The following is a 14,759-nucleotide window of genomic DNA, read 5'->3' as shown; positions in this document are numbered from 1 at the left end:
AGACCTTGACCGGCTTGTCGACGACGGTGTCCTCGACGGTGACGACCGGGCGCTCCAGGGTGCGGGAGACCTTGACCGGCTTGTCGACGACGGTGTCCTCGACGGTGACGACCGGGCGCTCCAGGGTGCGGGAGACCTTGACCGGCTTGTCCACCACGGTGTCGACGACCGTCACGACCGGGCGCTCCAGGGTGCGCGAGACCTTGACCGGCTTGTCCACCACGGTGTCGACGACCGTCACGACCGGGCGCTCCAGGGTGCGCGAGACCTTGACCGGCTTGTCCACCACGGTGTCGACGACCGTCACGACCGGGCGCTCGACCTGGCGGGCCACCTTCACGGCCTTGTCGACCACCTCGTCGACCACCGTGACGACCGGGCGCTCGACCACGCGGGACACCTGAGCCGGCCTGTCGACGACGGTGTCCACGGTGTCGACGACCAACCGCTCGATCACCCGTTCCAGGGTCACCGCCTTGTCGACCACCTTCTCGACGGGCCGTTCCACCAGCCGTTGGACCGTGTAGGGGCGGTCGACGACGTTGTCGACGATATTGAGAGGTTGGTTGGGGATCTTGTCTGCCACAGGGTTCTCCCTTTCGCGCGCCGTCCCAGCTAGGCGGCGTTCGCGCCCCCCTCGGGGACACCGCGGCAGCCAGACCAGGCAGGCTGCCCAGAGTCCTATGCGGCTCGATAGCTACACAGAAGATCCGACAGCCTTGCCTAGCAGCCAGGTCGTCTGTATTCCGGTTAGGGTCATCAAACTAGCCACGGCCTGTTTGCCTCGCAAGCTTTCGGCAAAAGTTGTCCGAGGATTTCGGCCAATCGCCTCCGAAGGTTCACCCGCCGGTTCATCAAGGCCAGGGAAGAGCGGGAAAATTGACGCGCCCGGGGCCTCGGCGCAAAACATCAAGACTTTGGATTTCGGTGATCCTGGATGCCCAGACCGCCATGAGCACCGGGGTTGCTGAGAGGCGTCCCCCGCCCGCCCGCCCGCCCGCGGGGGGCGGGTATCCAGCGTGGTAAGCCTGAAGACGATGTCCGAGAGCCTGTTCGACGTTCCCGACGGCGAAGTGTCTGCGACGTCCGCTGCGCCGGGGCGCTCGGCGCCGCTGGCGGTGCGGATGCGCCCGGCCGTCCTCGACGAGGTGGTCGGTCAGAGCCACCTGCTCGGCCCGGCCTCGCCTCTGCGCCGGCTGGTGGAGGGTTCCGGCGCGGCGTCGGTGATCCTCTACGGCCCCCCGGGCACCGGGAAGACCACACTGGCGTCATTGATCTCGCACTCGACCGGCCGCCGGTTCGAGGCGCTCTCCGCGCTCTCGGCGGGGGTCAGGGAAGTCCGCGGGGTCATCGACGAGGCCCGCAGGGCGGCGGCGTACGGAAACCAGACGGTGCTTTTCATCGACGAAGTGCACCGCTTCTCAAAGACCCAGCAGGACGCCCTGCTGGCCGCCGTGGAGAACCGGGTGGTGCTGCTGGTCGCCGCGACCACCGAGAACCCGTCGTTCTCGGTGGTCGCGCCGCTGCTGTCGCGGTCGCTGATCCTGCAACTGCAGCCGCTGGGCCCGCAGGACATCCGCACCGTCGTGGCGCGTGCCGTCGCCGACCCGCGCGGCCTGAACGGCGCGGTCGCCGTCGCCGACGATGCGCTCGACCTGCTGGTCCGACTCGCCGCCGGGGACGCCCGACGGGCGTTGACCGCGCTGGAGGTCGCGGCCGAATCGGCCGGATCGGGTACGAGCACGATCACCGTCGAGACCGTCGAACAGTCACTGGACCGCGCCGCGGTCCGCTACGACCGCGACGGCGACCAGCACTACGACGTCGTCAGTGCCTTCATCAAGTCGATCCGTGGCTCGGACACCGACGCCGCACTGCACTATCTGGCCCGGATGCTGGTGGCGGGGGAGGACCCGAGGTTCATCGCCCGCCGGCTGGTGATCCTCGCCAGCGAGGACATCGGCATGGCCGACCCGGCCGCGTTGCCGCTCGCGGTCGCCGCCGCGCAGACCGTCGCGCTGATCGGAATGCCCGAGGCCCAGTTGACCCTGGCCCACGCCACCGTCCACCTGGCCACCGCGCCGAAGTCCAACGCCGTCACCACCGCGCTGGGCGCCGCGATGGGCGACATCCGCGCGGGGAAAGCCGGGCTGATACCGCCCCACCTTCGGGACGGCCACTACGCGGGAGCGGTCCGGCTCGGACACGCCCAGGGCTATCGGTATCCGCATGACGACCCCGATGGTGTTGTGGCACAACAATATCCGCCCGACGAGGTGGTCGGCGCCGACTACTACCGACCCACCTCGCACGGCGCCGAACGGGAGATCGCCGGCCGGCTAGAGAAGCTGCGCGCCATCGTCCGGCGCCGCCGCGCCTAAGCTGGAGGCGTGCGCACCGGCGTGCTGCCGGTGAGGCTCGGCTTGGTGGCCCGGTAAGCCGGTAGTGTGAGCCGGTCGATGCTCCAGAACCCCAGCGCGCGAGCCAGCACCCCAAAACAAGGACGAGCCCACCCGTGCAGACCCACGAGATCAGGAAGCGGTTCCTGGATCACTTCGTTGACGCAGGTCACACCGAGGTGCCCAGCGCCTCGGTGATCCTCGATGATCCGAACCTGCTGTTCGTCAACGCCGGGATGGTGCAGTTCGTCCCGTTCTTCCTGGGCCAGCGCACGCCCCCGTACAGCACCGCCGTCAGCATCCAGAAGTGCATCCGGACCCCCGACATCGACGAGGTCGGCATCACCACCCGCCACAACACCTTCTTTCAGATGGCGGGCAACTTCTCCTTCGGCGACTACTTCAAACGCCGGGCCATCGAACTGGCCTGGACGCTGCTGACCAAGCCGGTTTCCGAGGGGGGCTACGGGTTCGACCCGGACCGGCTCTGGGCCACCGTCTTCTACGACGACGACGAGGCCGTGGGGTTGTGGCAGGAGGTGGCCGGCCTGCCGCCCGAGCGGATCCAGCGCCGCGGGATGGCCGACAACTACTGGTCGATGGGGATCCCCGGCCCGTGCGGCCCGTGCTCGGAGATCTACTACGACCGTGGTCCCGACTACGGCGTCGAGGGCGGGCCGGAGGCCAACGAGGACCGCTACATCGAGATCTGGAATCTCGTCTTCATGCAGAACGAGCGCGGCGAGGGCACGTCCAAGGAGGATTTCGAGATCCTCGGCCCGCTGCCGCGGCAGAACATCGACACCGGCATGGGCGTCGAGCGCATTGCCTGCCTGCTGCAGGGCGTGGACAACGTCTACGAGACCGACCTGATGCGGCCGGTGATCGACAAGGTGGCGCAGTACGCGCCCCGCGGGTACGGGCAGGGCAACCAGGCCGACGACGTGCGCTACCGCGTCATCGCCGACCACACCCGGACCGCCGCCATCATCATCGGCGACGGTGTGGCCCCCTCAAACGAGGGCCGCGGCTACGTGCTGCGCCGCCTGCTGCGCCGGATCGTCCGCGCCGCAAAGCTTCTCGGCATCGAAGGGCCCATCGTCGGTGAACTGATGGAGACGGTCCGCGATGCGATGGCCCCGTCGTACCCGGAACTGGCGTCGGATTTCGACCGTATCCATCGCATCGCCGTCGCCGAGGAGACCGCGTTCAACCGGACGCTGGTCTCGGGCTCCAAGCTCTTCGAGGACGCCGCCTCGGCCACCCGCTCGGCGGGTTCGACCGTTCTGGGCGGCTCCGACGCGTTCACCCTGCACGACACCTACGGATTCCCGATCGAACTGACTCTGGAGATGGCCGCCGAGGCCGGCCTGACGGTCGACGAACTGGGTTTCCGCGAGTTGATGGCGCAGCAGCGACGCCGGGCCAAGGCCGACGCGGCCGCACGCAAGCACGCCCACGCCGACCTCTCGGCGTTCCGCGAACTGGTCGACGCCGGGCCCACCGAGTTCACCGGCTTCGACGAGCTGTCTTCGCAGGCCCGGGTCCTGGGCATCTTCGTCGACGGCAAGCGGGTGCCGGTGGTGGCCCACCATCCTCGGGTGCACTCCGAAACCCCGCCGCCGGAGCGGGTCGAGATCGTTCTCGACCGCACCCCGCTCTACGCGGAGTCCGGCGGCCAGATCGCCGACGTGGGCTGGATCGGCGGCGCCGGCGCGGGCGAGTCGGCCAGAGCCGCCGTCACCGACGTCCAGAAGGTCGGCAAGACCCTGTGGGTGCACCGGGTCAACGTGGAGTCCGGCGAGTTCGTCGAGGGCGACAGCGTCGTCGCGTCGGTCGACCCGGCTTGGCGCCGGGGCGCCACCCAGGGGCACTCCGGCACCCACATGGTGCACGCCGCGCTGCGACAAGTATTGGGGCCCAATGCTGTTCAAGCCGGCTCGCTGAACCGTCCCGGGTATCTGCGGTTCGACTTCAACTCGCAGAGTGCGCTGACCGAGGGACAGCGCAACCAGGTCGAGGAAGTCGCCAACGAGGCCGTCCAGTCCGACTTCCCGGTCAACACCTTCGTCACCGAACTGGACAGGGCCAAAGCGATGGGCGCGATGGCGATGTTCGGCGAGCAATACCCCGACCGGGTGCGGGTGGTGGAGATCGGCGGACCGTTCTCGCTGGAACTCTGTGGCGGCACCCACGTCCACAACTCGGCCCAGATCGGACCGATCACCATCCTCAGCGAGTCCTCTGTCGGCTCCGGGGTGCGTCGGGTGGAGGCCTACGTGGGCCTGGACTCGTTCCGGCACCTGGCCAAGGAGCGCGCACTGATGGCAAGCCTGGCGTCCTCGCTGAAAGTGCCCTCCGACGAGGTCCCGGCCCGGGTCGCCAACCTGGTCGAACGGCTCAGATCCGCCGAGAAGGAGTTGGACCGCGCCCGACTTTCCTCGGCGCGCGCTTCGGCCGGTAATGCCGCGGCAAGCGCCGAATCGGTGGGTAAGGTGCGCCTCGTGGCAAAGCAGATGCCAGCGGGAATGACCGCCGCGGACCTGCGTTCGCTGGTCGGTGACATCCGTTCCCGGCTGGGATCGGACCCGGGTGTGGTGGTTCTGGTCGCCGAGGGGCCCGACGGTGGCGAGGGCCCGTCGGTGCCGTTCGTGGTGGCGACCAACGACGCCGCCCGGGATGCCGGCGTGCGGGCAGACGAGCTGGTCGGCGTGGTGGCCGGCGCGGTCGGCGGGCGGGGCGGCGGGAAGGCCGACCTGGCCCAGGGCTCGGGCAGGGACCCGGCCGGGATCGACGCCGCGCTGGCTGCCGTGCGCGCGGAGTTGGCCCGGAGTCGATGATGACCGACCGCCTGCCCGACCGGCCGGGAACCGACGACCCCGGGCGGGGCCGACGGCTCGGCGTCGATGTCGGCACGGTGCGCATCGGGGTCTCGGTCAGCGATCCCGACGGGATTCTGGCCACCCCGGTGGAGACCGTGCGGCGCGACCGGGTCGGCACCCACCTGCGCAGACTGGCCGCGCTGGTGGCCGAGAACGACGTGGTGGAGGTCGTGGTGGGCCTGCCGCGAACCCTGGCGGACCGGGCGGGAAGCTCCGCCCGGGACGCGGTGGCGCTCGCCGAGGATCTCGCAGCGCGGATCGGCCCGGTGCCGGTCCGGTTGGCCGACGAGCGGCTGACCACCGTCGGCGCGGCGCGCTCGCTGCGGGAGGCCGGTGTACGGGCGAAGGAACACCGGGGGATGATCGACCAGGCTGCCGCCGTGGCAATCCTGCAAGGCTGGCTGGACCAACGCCGCAACGCGGCCACGACACCGAAAGACTGACGATGTCCGACGACGTGAGACCCGAGGACTTCAAGTCCGACGAACTGCGCACCGAGCGCGCCGAACCGCGGGCGGTCGGCGCGACCGGCCGGACGGCCAGACCGCGCCGGTCGGGCAACCGGGGCCGGATCCTGGGCCTGCTGGGCCTGCTCACCGCGCTGGCCGTGGGCGCCTGGTTGCTGGGTCCGCGGCTTTTCGGCGGACCGGAAATGCTCAAGGACTACACCGGGGAGGGCAAGGAAGACGTCATCGTCGAGGTCAAGCCCGGCGACTCCGGGTCGGTGATCGCCCAGGACCTGGTGGACAAGGACGTCATCGCCGAAGTCGGCATGTTCGTCGGCGCGGCGTCGGGCAACGCCGAACTGGCCGCCATCCAGCCCGGCTATTACAAGCTGCGGACCCAGATCCCGGCGGCCACCGCGGTGCAGAAGCTGACCGATCCCAAGTCGCGGGTCGGCAAGCTGGTCATCCCGGAGGGCAAGCAACTCGACGACATCACGCCCATCGGCGCCGGGGACGTCAACCCGGGCATCTTCACCCTGATCGCCGACGCCAGCTGTGTCGAACTCGACGGGACCAGGAGGTGCGTGTCGGCCGCGGACCTCAAGGCCGCCGCCGAGGAGGGGACCTTGCAGTCCCTCAATGTGCCGGACTGGGCGATGAAGGGCGCCGGCGCGATGGCCCAGAGCCACCGCCGACTCGAGGGGCTCATCGCGCCGGGCACCTGGAACATCAATCCGTCGTCCTCGCCCAAGGAGATCCTGGCCAAGCTGGTCGGCGACAGCGGCGAGCGCTACGTCAAGGGCGGCATCCTCGACGCGGCCAAGGGGCTCAACATCTCGCCCTACGAGGTGCTCGTCGTCGGCTCGCTGGTGCAGAAGGAGGCCCAGCCCGCCGACTTCGCCAAGGTGGCCCGTGTCATCTACAACCGGCTCTCCAGCGACTACGACCGGCTGGAGTTCGACTCCACGGTGAACTACCCGCTGGACCGCCAGGAGGTGGCCACCACCGACGAGGACCGCGCCAGAGAGACGCCGTGGAACACCTACGCACAGGCCGGTCTGCCCGCCACGCCGATCTGCTCGCCCGGCGAGGATGCGCTGGCGGCCGCCGAGAAGCCCGAGGCGGGGGACTGGCTGTACTTCGTCACCATCGACGCCCAGGGCACGACCCTGTTCACCAGCGACTACCAGGAACACCTGGCGAACCGGGACAAGGCTCTCGACAGCGGATTCCTCAACTCCGGGCGATGACGGCGCGCAGGGCGGCCGTCCTGGGCTCGCCGGTCGCGCACTCACGGTCGCCGCAATTGCACCTGGCGGCCTACCGCGCGCTCGGCCTGGACGACTGGACCTACCAGCGCATCGAGTGCACCGACGACGAACTGCCTTCCCTGGTGGCGTCTCTGGGCCCGCAATGGGTCGGCCTGTCGGTCACCATGCCGGGTAAGTTCGCCGCCCTGCGGGTCGCCGACGAACGTACCGAACGGGCCGAACTGGTCGGTTCGGCCAACACCCTGGTGCGCACGGCCGCCGGGTGGCGGGCGGACAACACCGACGTCGACGGAGTGGCCGGGGCGCTCGGTGAAACCTCCGTGGGCAACCGCGGCGGGCTGCGTCGCGCGCTCGTGCTGGGTTCGGGCGGAACCGCGCCCGCCGCGGTGGTGGCGCTGGCCGGCCTCGGCGCCCGGGAGATCACCGTCGCCGCGCGCAGTGCGGGCAAAGCGGCCGGGCTGCTCGACCTCGGCTCGCGGCTGGGCGTGTCGACGGCGTTCTGCGACATCGCCGGTCCCGCCTTGAAAGCGGCGGCCGATCACGCCGACGTGGCGGTCAGCACCATCCCGGCGCAGGCCGCCGCCGGACTCGCCGACGACCTTGCGGGGGTTCCGGTGTTGCTGGACGCGATCTACGACCCCTGGCCGACACCATTGGCCCGGGCCGTGGCGGCCCGCGGCGGAGAGGTCGTCAGCGGCCTGCGGATGCTGCTGCACCAGGCGTTCAGTCAGGTCGAACAATTCACAGGGCGTCCGGCGCCGCGACCGCAGATGGCGGCCGCACTGGATTAGCGTGCCGCGGTATGGGAGTCCTCGAGGCGCTGTGCTGCACTCTCGTGGTGGCCTGGGCGGCCGTGCTGTCGGTGATCGACGTCCGGCGGCGCCGGCTGCCCAATCCGCTGACCGTCACCGGCGCCGTTCTGATTCTGCTCGGGGCGGCAGCCTGCGGCCGCGGGCTGCCGGCCCTGCTCGGTGCGATCGCGCTCGGGGGTCTCTACCTGGTGATCCACCTCGCCGACCCGGCCGCACTCGGCGGCGGCGACGTCAAACTGGCCGTCGCCCTGGGCGCGCTGACCGGAGCCCTGGGGAGTGCGGTCTGGGTGCCGGCGGCTGCGGGGGCGCCGATGCTGACCGCGGTGGCCGGGACGGTGGCCGCCGTGCGTCGACCCGGATGGCGGACCGGATTCCGGCGGGGCCTGGCCGTCCCGCACGGCATTTCGATGTGCGCGGCGAGCCTGCTTGCCGCGGCGCCGGCTGTGCTGTGAATCCCCGCCCCGAATCGTGACCCCGCGGATTGGGTCGGCAGTCGCCGACGTGGGAAGATGATCCCGTGTTGCGATGGATCACCGCCGGGGAATCTCACGGCCGCGCGCTGGTAGCCGTGGTCGAAGGCATGGTGGCCGGCGTCGAGGTGACCTCCTCCGAGATCGCCGCCCAACTGGCCCGCCGCCGCCTCGGGTACGGCCGCGGCGCGCGGATGAAATTCGAGCAGGACGAGGTGACCGTGCTCGCCGGGGTGCGGCACGGCAGCACCCTCGGCGGGCCGATCGCCATCGAGATCGGCAACACCGAGTGGCCCAAGTGGGAGACCGTGATGGCCTCCGACCCGGTCGACGCGAGCCTCCTCGACCAGGAGGGCGGTGCGCGCAACGCTCCGCTGACCCGGCCCCGGCCCGGCCACGCCGACTACGCCGGGATGCTCAAGTACGGCTTCGACGACGCCCGGCCGGTCCTGGAACGGGCCAGCGCCCGGGAGACCGCGGCCCGGGTGGCGGCGGCGACCGTCGCCCGGGCGTTCCTGCGGCAGGCACTCGGTGTCGAGGTGGTCTCCCACGTCGTCTCCATCGGCGCCTCCGAACCCTACGACGGGCCGCCGCCCGCCCCGGCCGACCTGCCACGGATCGACGAGAGCCCGGTTCGGGCGTTCGGCGCGGCAGCCGAGGAGTCGATGATCGCCGAGATCGAGGCCGCCAAGAAGGACGGCGACACCCTGGGCGGGGTCGTGGAGATCGTCGCCCACGGCCTGCCGGTCGGCCTGGGTTCCTTCACCAGCGGTGAGGAGCGCCTCGACAGCCAACTGGCCGCCGCGGTGATGGGTGTCCAGGCCATCAAGGGGGTGGAGATCGGCGACGGCTTCCAGACCGCCCGTCGGCGCGGCAGCGGGGCGCACGACGAGATGTTCCCCGGCCCCGACGGTGTGCTGCGTTCCACCAACCGGGCCGGCGGCCTGGAGGGCGGGATGACCAACGGTCAGCCGCTGCGGGTGCGGGCCGCCATGAAGCCCATCTCCACCGTTCCGCGCGCGCTGTCCACGGTGGACATGGCCACCGGTGAGGCGGCCGTGGCGATCCATCAGCGCTCCGACGTCTGCGCGGTGCCGGCGGCCGCAGTGGTCGTGGAGGCCATGGTGGCTCTGGTGCTGGCCCGCGCGGCGCTGCAGAAATTCGGCGGCGACTCGCTGGCCGAGACCCGCCGCAACATCGAGGGCTATCTGCACGAGATCGCCGCACGCGAAGGCGGTTCGGCCGTCGGGATCGCGTGATGGCGCCCAAGGCCGTGCTGATCGGACTGCCCGGTTCGGGAAAGTCCACCATCGGGCGGCGGCTGGCCAAGGCGATGGGGCTCGCGCTGCTGGACACCGACGCCGCGATCGAAGGGCGCACCGGACGCACCATCGCCGAGATCTTCGCCGAGGAGGGGGAACCCGGATTCCGGCGCCTCGAGGAAGAGGTGATCCGGGATGCCCTGCGCGATCACGACGGCATCCTGTCGCTGGGCGGAGGCGCGGTCACCACGCCGGCAGTGCGCGAGGCGCTGTCCGGCCACACCGTGGTCTACCTGGAGATCAGTGCGGCCGAGGGGGTGCGCCGAACCAGTGGCAGCACGGCGCGGCCGCTGCTGGCCGGGTCGGACCGGGCCGAGAAGTACCGCGAACTGATGGGTCAGCGGGTACCGCTCTACCGGCGCGTGGCCACCATCCGGCTCAACACCAACCGGCGCAATCCCGGTGCGGTCGTCCGCGATCTCGTCGGACGCCTCGAGAATCCGCCTGCCCCGCGGCGGCGGCGACCGCCGTGGCGGCGCAACGCCGACAGCGGCACCTCCCGCAGCGGTCCCGCCCCGTCGACCGCCTCCCCGACGGCGCCGGCCGAGGGCGGCCCGGTCAGCCCGGCCACCCTGGCCCGCCGGGCCGGAGCACGCGAGTGAGCGACACCGTGACCATCGACGTCAACGTCGATCCGCCCTACCCGGTCATCATCGGATCCGGTCTGCTCGACACCGTCGCCGAGTTGCTCGGCTCCCGCCACAAGGTGGTGATCCTGCATCAGCCCGCGCTGACCGACACCGCCGAACTCATCCGAAAACAGTTGTCCGGCAGCGGAGTCGACGCCCACCGCATCGAGTTGCCCGACGCCGAGGCGGGCAAGGACCTGCCCGTGGTCGGGTTCATCTGGGAGGTGCTCGGCCGCATCGGGCTGGGGCGCAAGGACGCCGTCGTCAGCCTCGGCGGCGGGGCCGCCACCGACGTCGCCGGCTTCGTTGCCGCCACCTGGCTGCGCGGCGTCGACATCGTGCACGTGCCCACCACCCTGCTGGCGATGGTCGACGCCGCGGTCGGCGGGAAGACCGGCATCAACACCGATGCCGGGAAGAACCTGGTCGGCGCGTTCCACCAACCCGCCGCCGTGGTGGTGGACCTGGACCTGCTCAAGACGTTGCCGCGCAACGAGTTGGTCGCGGGCATGGCCGAAGTCGTCAAGGCGGGATTCATCGCCGACCCGGTGATCCTCGACCGGATCGAGGCCCACCCGGACGCGGCCCTCGATCCGGCCGGAGATGTGCTGCCCGAACTCATCCGGCGCGCCGTCCAGGTCAAGGCCGACGTGGTGGCCGCCGACGAGAGGGAATCCTCGCTGCGCGAGATCCTCAACTACGGGCACACCCTGGCCCACGCGATCGAACGCCGCGAGCGCTACCGGTGGCGCCACGGTGCGGCGGTCGCGGTGGGTCTGGTCTACGCCGCGGAGCTGGCCCGGCTCGCGGGCCGTCTCGACGATGCCTCGGTGCGACGGCATCGCGACATCCTCACGGCGTTGGGCCTGCCGGTGTCCTACGACGCCGACGCCCTTCCCGATCTGCTCAAGTACATGGCAGGGGACAAGAAGACCCGTTCTGGCACATTGCGATTCGTCGTTCTCGACGGCCTGGCCAAACCCGGCCGCCTGGAGGGGCCGGACCCGGCCCTGCTGGCGGCCGCCTACGCGGAGGTGTCCAACCGGTGACCGTCCTCGTCCTCAACGGCCCGAACCTGGGCCGGCTCGGCCGGCGCGAACCGGAGGTGTACGGCCGCATCAGCCACGACGACTTGGTGGCGATGATCGAATCCGAGGCCGCCGAACTCGGAATGTCGGCCGTCGTGCGGCAGAGCGACAGCGAGGCCGAGTTGATCGGCTGGGTGCACGCCGCCGCCGACGCCGGGGACCCGGTGATCCTCAACGCGGGCGGACTGACCCACACCTCGGTCGCTTTGCGCGACGCCTGCGCGGAGTTGCGCGCGCCGCTGATCGAGGTGCACATCTCCAACGTCCACAAGCGCGAGGACTTCCGGCATCATTCCTACCTCAGCGGGGTGGCCACCGGGGTGATCGCCGGTCTCGGGGTGCAGGGCTACCTGCTGGCATTGCGGTATCTGGCCGCCAACGCCTGAAATCACCGCCTGAAGAGACCACAGGCCGGGATCCGGCCTATTCCTCGATGCGTTCGTGGTCGTGAATGCGCCGTTCGATGTCCTCATGCCGTTCCCGGTTGGCCTCCCGGTACTCCTGGCGCCAGGTCTCCTCGCTGCGCTCGGTCGAGGCGTACCGGGCGGCGGGATCCTCGGCGAGAGCCGCCGCGAACACGTCGTCGCGAGCAGTCCCGGGCATCCGCTGGCGGGGCTTCGGCGGGCGCCGGCGGTCCACCAGCCAGCGGCCCGCGGCGGTGCCGATGGTCGCCGGAATGAAGACCAGCAGGGCGGTGAAGGCCGGGAAGACGGCCAGTTCCGGGCCGAGGCTGTCGACGTACACCGCGTCGTAGGACCGCGAGATGATCCAGGTCGCCAGCCCACTGACCACCCCGGCGATCAAACCGGCCAGCATCCAGCGCATGGACAGGTCGCGGCGGCGGTCCGGATCCTCGTTCTTCCGGGCGTCGGCCAGACCGTCGATCAGACCCCAGAGCAGGGCGGCCAGACCGAGCAGCCCACAGAGGGCGAAGCTGATGGTGCCGGCGTTGGTGGGGGAGGCGTTGATCAGACTGCCCTGGGCAATCCTGACCACCACCATCCCGATCGCGAAAAGGATTCCGCGCGGCAACCACGTCGTCACGGAGAGTCAGCCTAGCGAGTACCGTCACCCACCGTGACACATTGCCAACGTCGGAACCGGCTGGCGGCGTGTCTGGCAGCGGCGGGGCTGGACGCCATGATCGTCAGCGACCTGGTCAATGTCCGCTATCTGAGCGGGTTCACCGGCTCCAACGCGGCGCTGCTGGTGTTCGCCGACGACACGGCTCCGGTGTTGGCCACCGACTCCCGGTACCGCACCCAGGCGGCGCGGCAGGCTCCGGACCTGCTCACCGCGATCGAGCGGTCCTGCGGCCGCCACCTCGTCGCCCGGGCGGCGGAGGCCGGCGCGCGGCGGATCGGATACGAGAGCCACGTCGTCACCGTCGACGGTTTCGACGCGCTGGCCGGCGAACTGGCCGACCGGCGGGGCGAGTTGGTGCGCGCCCCGGGGACCGTGGAGGCGCTGCGCGAGGTCAAGGACGCCGGCGAGGTGGCGCTGCTGAGGCTGGCCTGCGGGGCCGCCGACGCGGCGCTGGCCGAACTGGTCGAAGGCGGCGGGCTGCGCCCGGGACGCACCGAGAAATCGGTGGCCCGCGAACTGGAGGCACTGATGGTCGACCGCGGCGCCGACGGGCCGTCGTTCGAGACGATCGTCGCCTCCGGCGTCAACTCCGCGGTCCCGCACCACCGGCCGACCGACGCGGTGCTGGCCCGCGGCGACTTCGTCAAGATCGACTTCGGGGCACTCGTCGCCGGCTACCACTCGGATATGACCCGCACCTTCGTGCTCGGCAGGGCCGCGGCCTGGCAGAGGGAGATCTACGACCTGGTCGCGGCCGCCCAGCAGGCCGGGGTGGCGGCCGCGGAGCAGGGGGCGGCCCTGGCGGAGGTGGACGGCGCCGCGCGGCGGGTCATCGCCGACGCCGGCTACGGCGAGCACTTCGGACACGGCCTGGGTCATGGGGTCGGCCTGCGGATCCACGAAGCGCCGGGAATCAACTCCGCTGCTCACGGGGTGCTGCTGGCGGGGTCGGTGGTGACGGTGGAACCCGGTGTGTACCTTCCGGATCGGGGGGGCGTGCGTATCGAGGACACCCTGGCGGTCGGCGCGCGGGACCCGGAACCGCTGTCCCGTTTCCCCAGGGAACTGACGGTCCTGAGCTGACGGTGACCAGCGACGACGGCCCGACGTCCGCGCCCGGGTAAGCTGCCGCAGGACATCGAACTCCAATGCGAGGAGAGCTTCCCCCGTGGCGACCACTGCCGATTTCAAGAACGGCCTTGTGCTCAACATCGACGGCCAGCTGTGGCAGATCACCGAGTTCCAGCACGTCAAGCCCGGCAAGGGCCCGGCTTTCGTGCGGACCAAGCTGAAGAACGTGCTGTCCGGCAAGGTGGTCGACAAGACCTACAACGCCGGGGTCAAGGTGGAGACGGCCACCGTCGACCGCCGCGACGCCACCTACCTCTACCGCGACGGCAGCGACTTCGTCTTCATGGACAGCGAGGACTACGAACAGCATCCGCTGCCGGAGTCGCTGGTGGGCGACTCGGCGGGCTTCCTGCTGGAGGGCATGCCGGTGCAGATCGCCTTCAACGAGGGCGCACCGCTGTATCTGGAACTGCCGGTCACCGTCGAACTCGAGGTCGCCCACACCGAGCCCGGCCTGCAGGGCGACCGCTCCAGCGCCGGCACCAAGCCGGCCACCCTGGAGACCGGCGCCGAGATTCAGGTCCCGTTGTTCATCAATGTCGGGGACAAGCTCAAGGTCGACTCCCGCGACGGCAGTTACCTGGGCAGAGTCAATGCCTGACTGTGGCTGAGCGCAAGGTAGGCAGACACCAGGCCCGCAAGCGCGCCGTCGATCTCCTCTTCGAGGCCGAGGCCCGTGGGCTGTCTCCGGCGGAGGTGGCCGCCGCGCGCTCCGCGCTGGCCGAGTCCGACCGGGACGTGTCCGGGCTCAACCCCTACACCGTGGCCGTCGCCCGCGGGGTGACCCAGCACGGCGACCACATCGACGAGTTGATCAGCGCGCACCTTCAGGGCTGGACGCTGGAGCGGCTGCCGGCCGTGGACCGGGCGATCCTGCGGGTCGCGGTGTGGGAACTGCTGCACGCCGGGGACGTGCCCGAACCGGTCGCGGTGGACGAGGCGGTCCGGCTGGCCAAGGAACTGTCCACCGACGAATCCCCGGGCTTCGTGAACGGCGTGCTCGGACAGATCATGTTGCTGACGCCGCAGATCCGCGCCGCCCAAGCGGCGGTGCGGGACGCGGACCCAGACGGGTAGTCCGGCCGCGAGGCTCACAGGTCGAGCGCCTGGTAGCTGCGACGGACGAACCGGGGCTGCGCCGACTGCAGTCGTGCCATGGCGGTGTTGCCGGCCACGGCCGCGGCCGGCGAGGTCAGGTCCGGGAAGTTCTGGATCAGGTAGAT

At 70.6% G+C, this 14,759-nt stretch carries 13 protein-coding genes and 2 pseudogenes; 13 read left to right on the top strand and 2 right to left on the bottom strand.

What is annotated here, in order from left to right:
• Positions 1-586, bottom strand: a pseudogene (locus ADBZ5U_RS08570) (hypothetical protein); the annotation flags it as partial.
• A gap of 451 nt (positions 587-1,037) precedes the next feature.
• On the opposite strand from ADBZ5U_RS08570, the gene ADBZ5U_RS08565 reads away from it, so the two are divergent.
• The 10 genes and pseudogenes from ADBZ5U_RS08565 to aroQ all read left to right on the top strand — a co-directional run bounded on the left by ADBZ5U_RS08565 (position 1,038) and on the right by aroQ (position 11,705).
• Complete coding sequence (locus tag ADBZ5U_RS08565) at positions 1,038-2,381, top strand: replication-associated recombination protein A (protein ID WP_526264389.1); 1,344 nt, start codon at positions 1,038-1,040, stop codon at positions 2,379-2,381.
• A 134-nt stretch (positions 2,382-2,515) separates the two neighbouring features.
• Complete coding sequence (alaS, locus tag ADBZ5U_RS08560) at positions 2,516-5,239, top strand: alanine--tRNA ligase (RefSeq protein ID WP_526264387.1); 2,724 nt, start codon at positions 2,516-2,518, stop codon at positions 5,237-5,239.
• Positions 5,236-5,724, top strand: coding sequence for a Holliday junction resolvase RuvX (ruvX, locus tag ADBZ5U_RS08555; RefSeq protein WP_526264385.1), 489 nt, complete (start codon positions 5,236-5,238; stop codon positions 5,722-5,724). Before alaS ends, ruvX begins: the two co-directional genes overlap by 4 nt.
• A gap of 2 nt (positions 5,725-5,726) precedes the next feature.
• Positions 5,727-6,977: an endolytic transglycosylase MltG gene (locus ADBZ5U_RS08550; RefSeq protein ID WP_526264383.1), complete on the top strand. Its 1,251-nt coding sequence runs from the start codon at positions 5,727-5,729 to the stop codon at positions 6,975-6,977.
• Positions 6,974-7,789 carry a shikimate dehydrogenase gene (locus ADBZ5U_RS08545; protein WP_526264381.1) on the top strand — a complete coding sequence of 272 codons (816 nt, stop codon included), beginning with the start codon at positions 6,974-6,976 and terminating at the stop codon, positions 7,787-7,789. Before ADBZ5U_RS08550 ends, ADBZ5U_RS08545 begins: the two co-directional genes overlap by 4 nt.
• 29 nt (positions 7,790-7,818) lie before the next feature.
• On the top strand, positions 7,819-8,262 hold the full coding sequence (locus ADBZ5U_RS08540) for a prepilin peptidase (RefSeq protein WP_526264393.1): 444 nt from the start codon (positions 7,819-7,821) through the stop codon (positions 8,260-8,262).
• A gap of 65 nt (positions 8,263-8,327) precedes the next feature.
• Positions 8,328-9,539 carry a chorismate synthase gene (aroC, locus tag ADBZ5U_RS08535; RefSeq protein ID WP_526264379.1) on the top strand — a complete coding sequence of 404 codons (1,212 nt, stop codon included), beginning with the start codon at positions 8,328-8,330 and terminating at the stop codon, positions 9,537-9,539.
• Positions 9,539-10,068, top strand: a pseudogene (locus ADBZ5U_RS08530) (shikimate kinase); the annotation flags it as partial. The gene aroC and the pseudogene ADBZ5U_RS08530, both read left to right, overlap by 1 nt.
• A 132-nt stretch (positions 10,069-10,200) precedes the next feature.
• Complete coding sequence (gene aroB, locus ADBZ5U_RS08525; RefSeq protein ID WP_526264391.1) at positions 10,201-11,280, top strand: 3-dehydroquinate synthase; 1,080 nt, start codon at positions 10,201-10,203, stop codon at positions 11,278-11,280.
• Positions 11,277-11,705: a type II 3-dehydroquinate dehydratase gene (aroQ, locus tag ADBZ5U_RS08520; RefSeq protein ID WP_526264377.1), complete on the top strand. Its 429-nt coding sequence runs from the start codon at positions 11,277-11,279 to the stop codon at positions 11,703-11,705. The genes aroB and aroQ overlap by 4 nt, the downstream gene beginning before the upstream one ends.
• A gap of 37 nt (positions 11,706-11,742) precedes the next feature.
• On the opposite strand, the gene ADBZ5U_RS08515 is transcribed toward aroQ, so the two are convergent.
• Positions 11,743-12,363, bottom strand: coding sequence for a B-4DMT family transporter (locus ADBZ5U_RS08515; protein WP_526264375.1), 621 nt, complete (start codon positions 12,361-12,363; stop codon positions 11,743-11,745).
• 33 nt (positions 12,364-12,396) lie between these two features.
• Here ADBZ5U_RS08515 and ADBZ5U_RS08510 point away from each other — a divergent pair, with 33 nt between their 5' ends.
• From ADBZ5U_RS08510 to nusB, 3 genes are all read left to right on the top strand, one after another.
• The gene (locus tag ADBZ5U_RS08510; RefSeq protein ID WP_526264373.1) at positions 12,397-13,488 is read left to right on the top strand and encodes a M24 family metallopeptidase; all 1,092 of its coding nucleotides are present in this window, start codon (positions 12,397-12,399) and stop codon (positions 13,486-13,488) included.
• A gap of 85 nt (positions 13,489-13,573) precedes the next feature.
• Complete coding sequence (gene efp, locus ADBZ5U_RS08505; RefSeq protein WP_526264371.1) at positions 13,574-14,137, top strand: elongation factor P; 564 nt, start codon at positions 13,574-13,576, stop codon at positions 14,135-14,137.
• Between the two features lie 2 nt (positions 14,138-14,139).
• Positions 14,140-14,613, top strand: a complete 474-nt coding sequence (gene nusB / locus ADBZ5U_RS08500; protein ID WP_526264369.1) for a transcription antitermination factor NusB — start codon at positions 14,140-14,142, stop codon at positions 14,611-14,613.
• Positions 14,614-14,759: the final 146 nt, after the last annotated feature.

It is taken from the genome of Mycobacterium sp. (genome assembly GCF_040398885.1).
Taxonomy (GTDB): domain Bacteria; phylum Actinomycetota; class Actinomycetes; order Mycobacteriales; family Mycobacteriaceae; genus Mycobacterium.
Note: the sequence above shows the minus strand (reverse complement) of the source record. Positions and strands in the feature narration are given on the sequence as shown.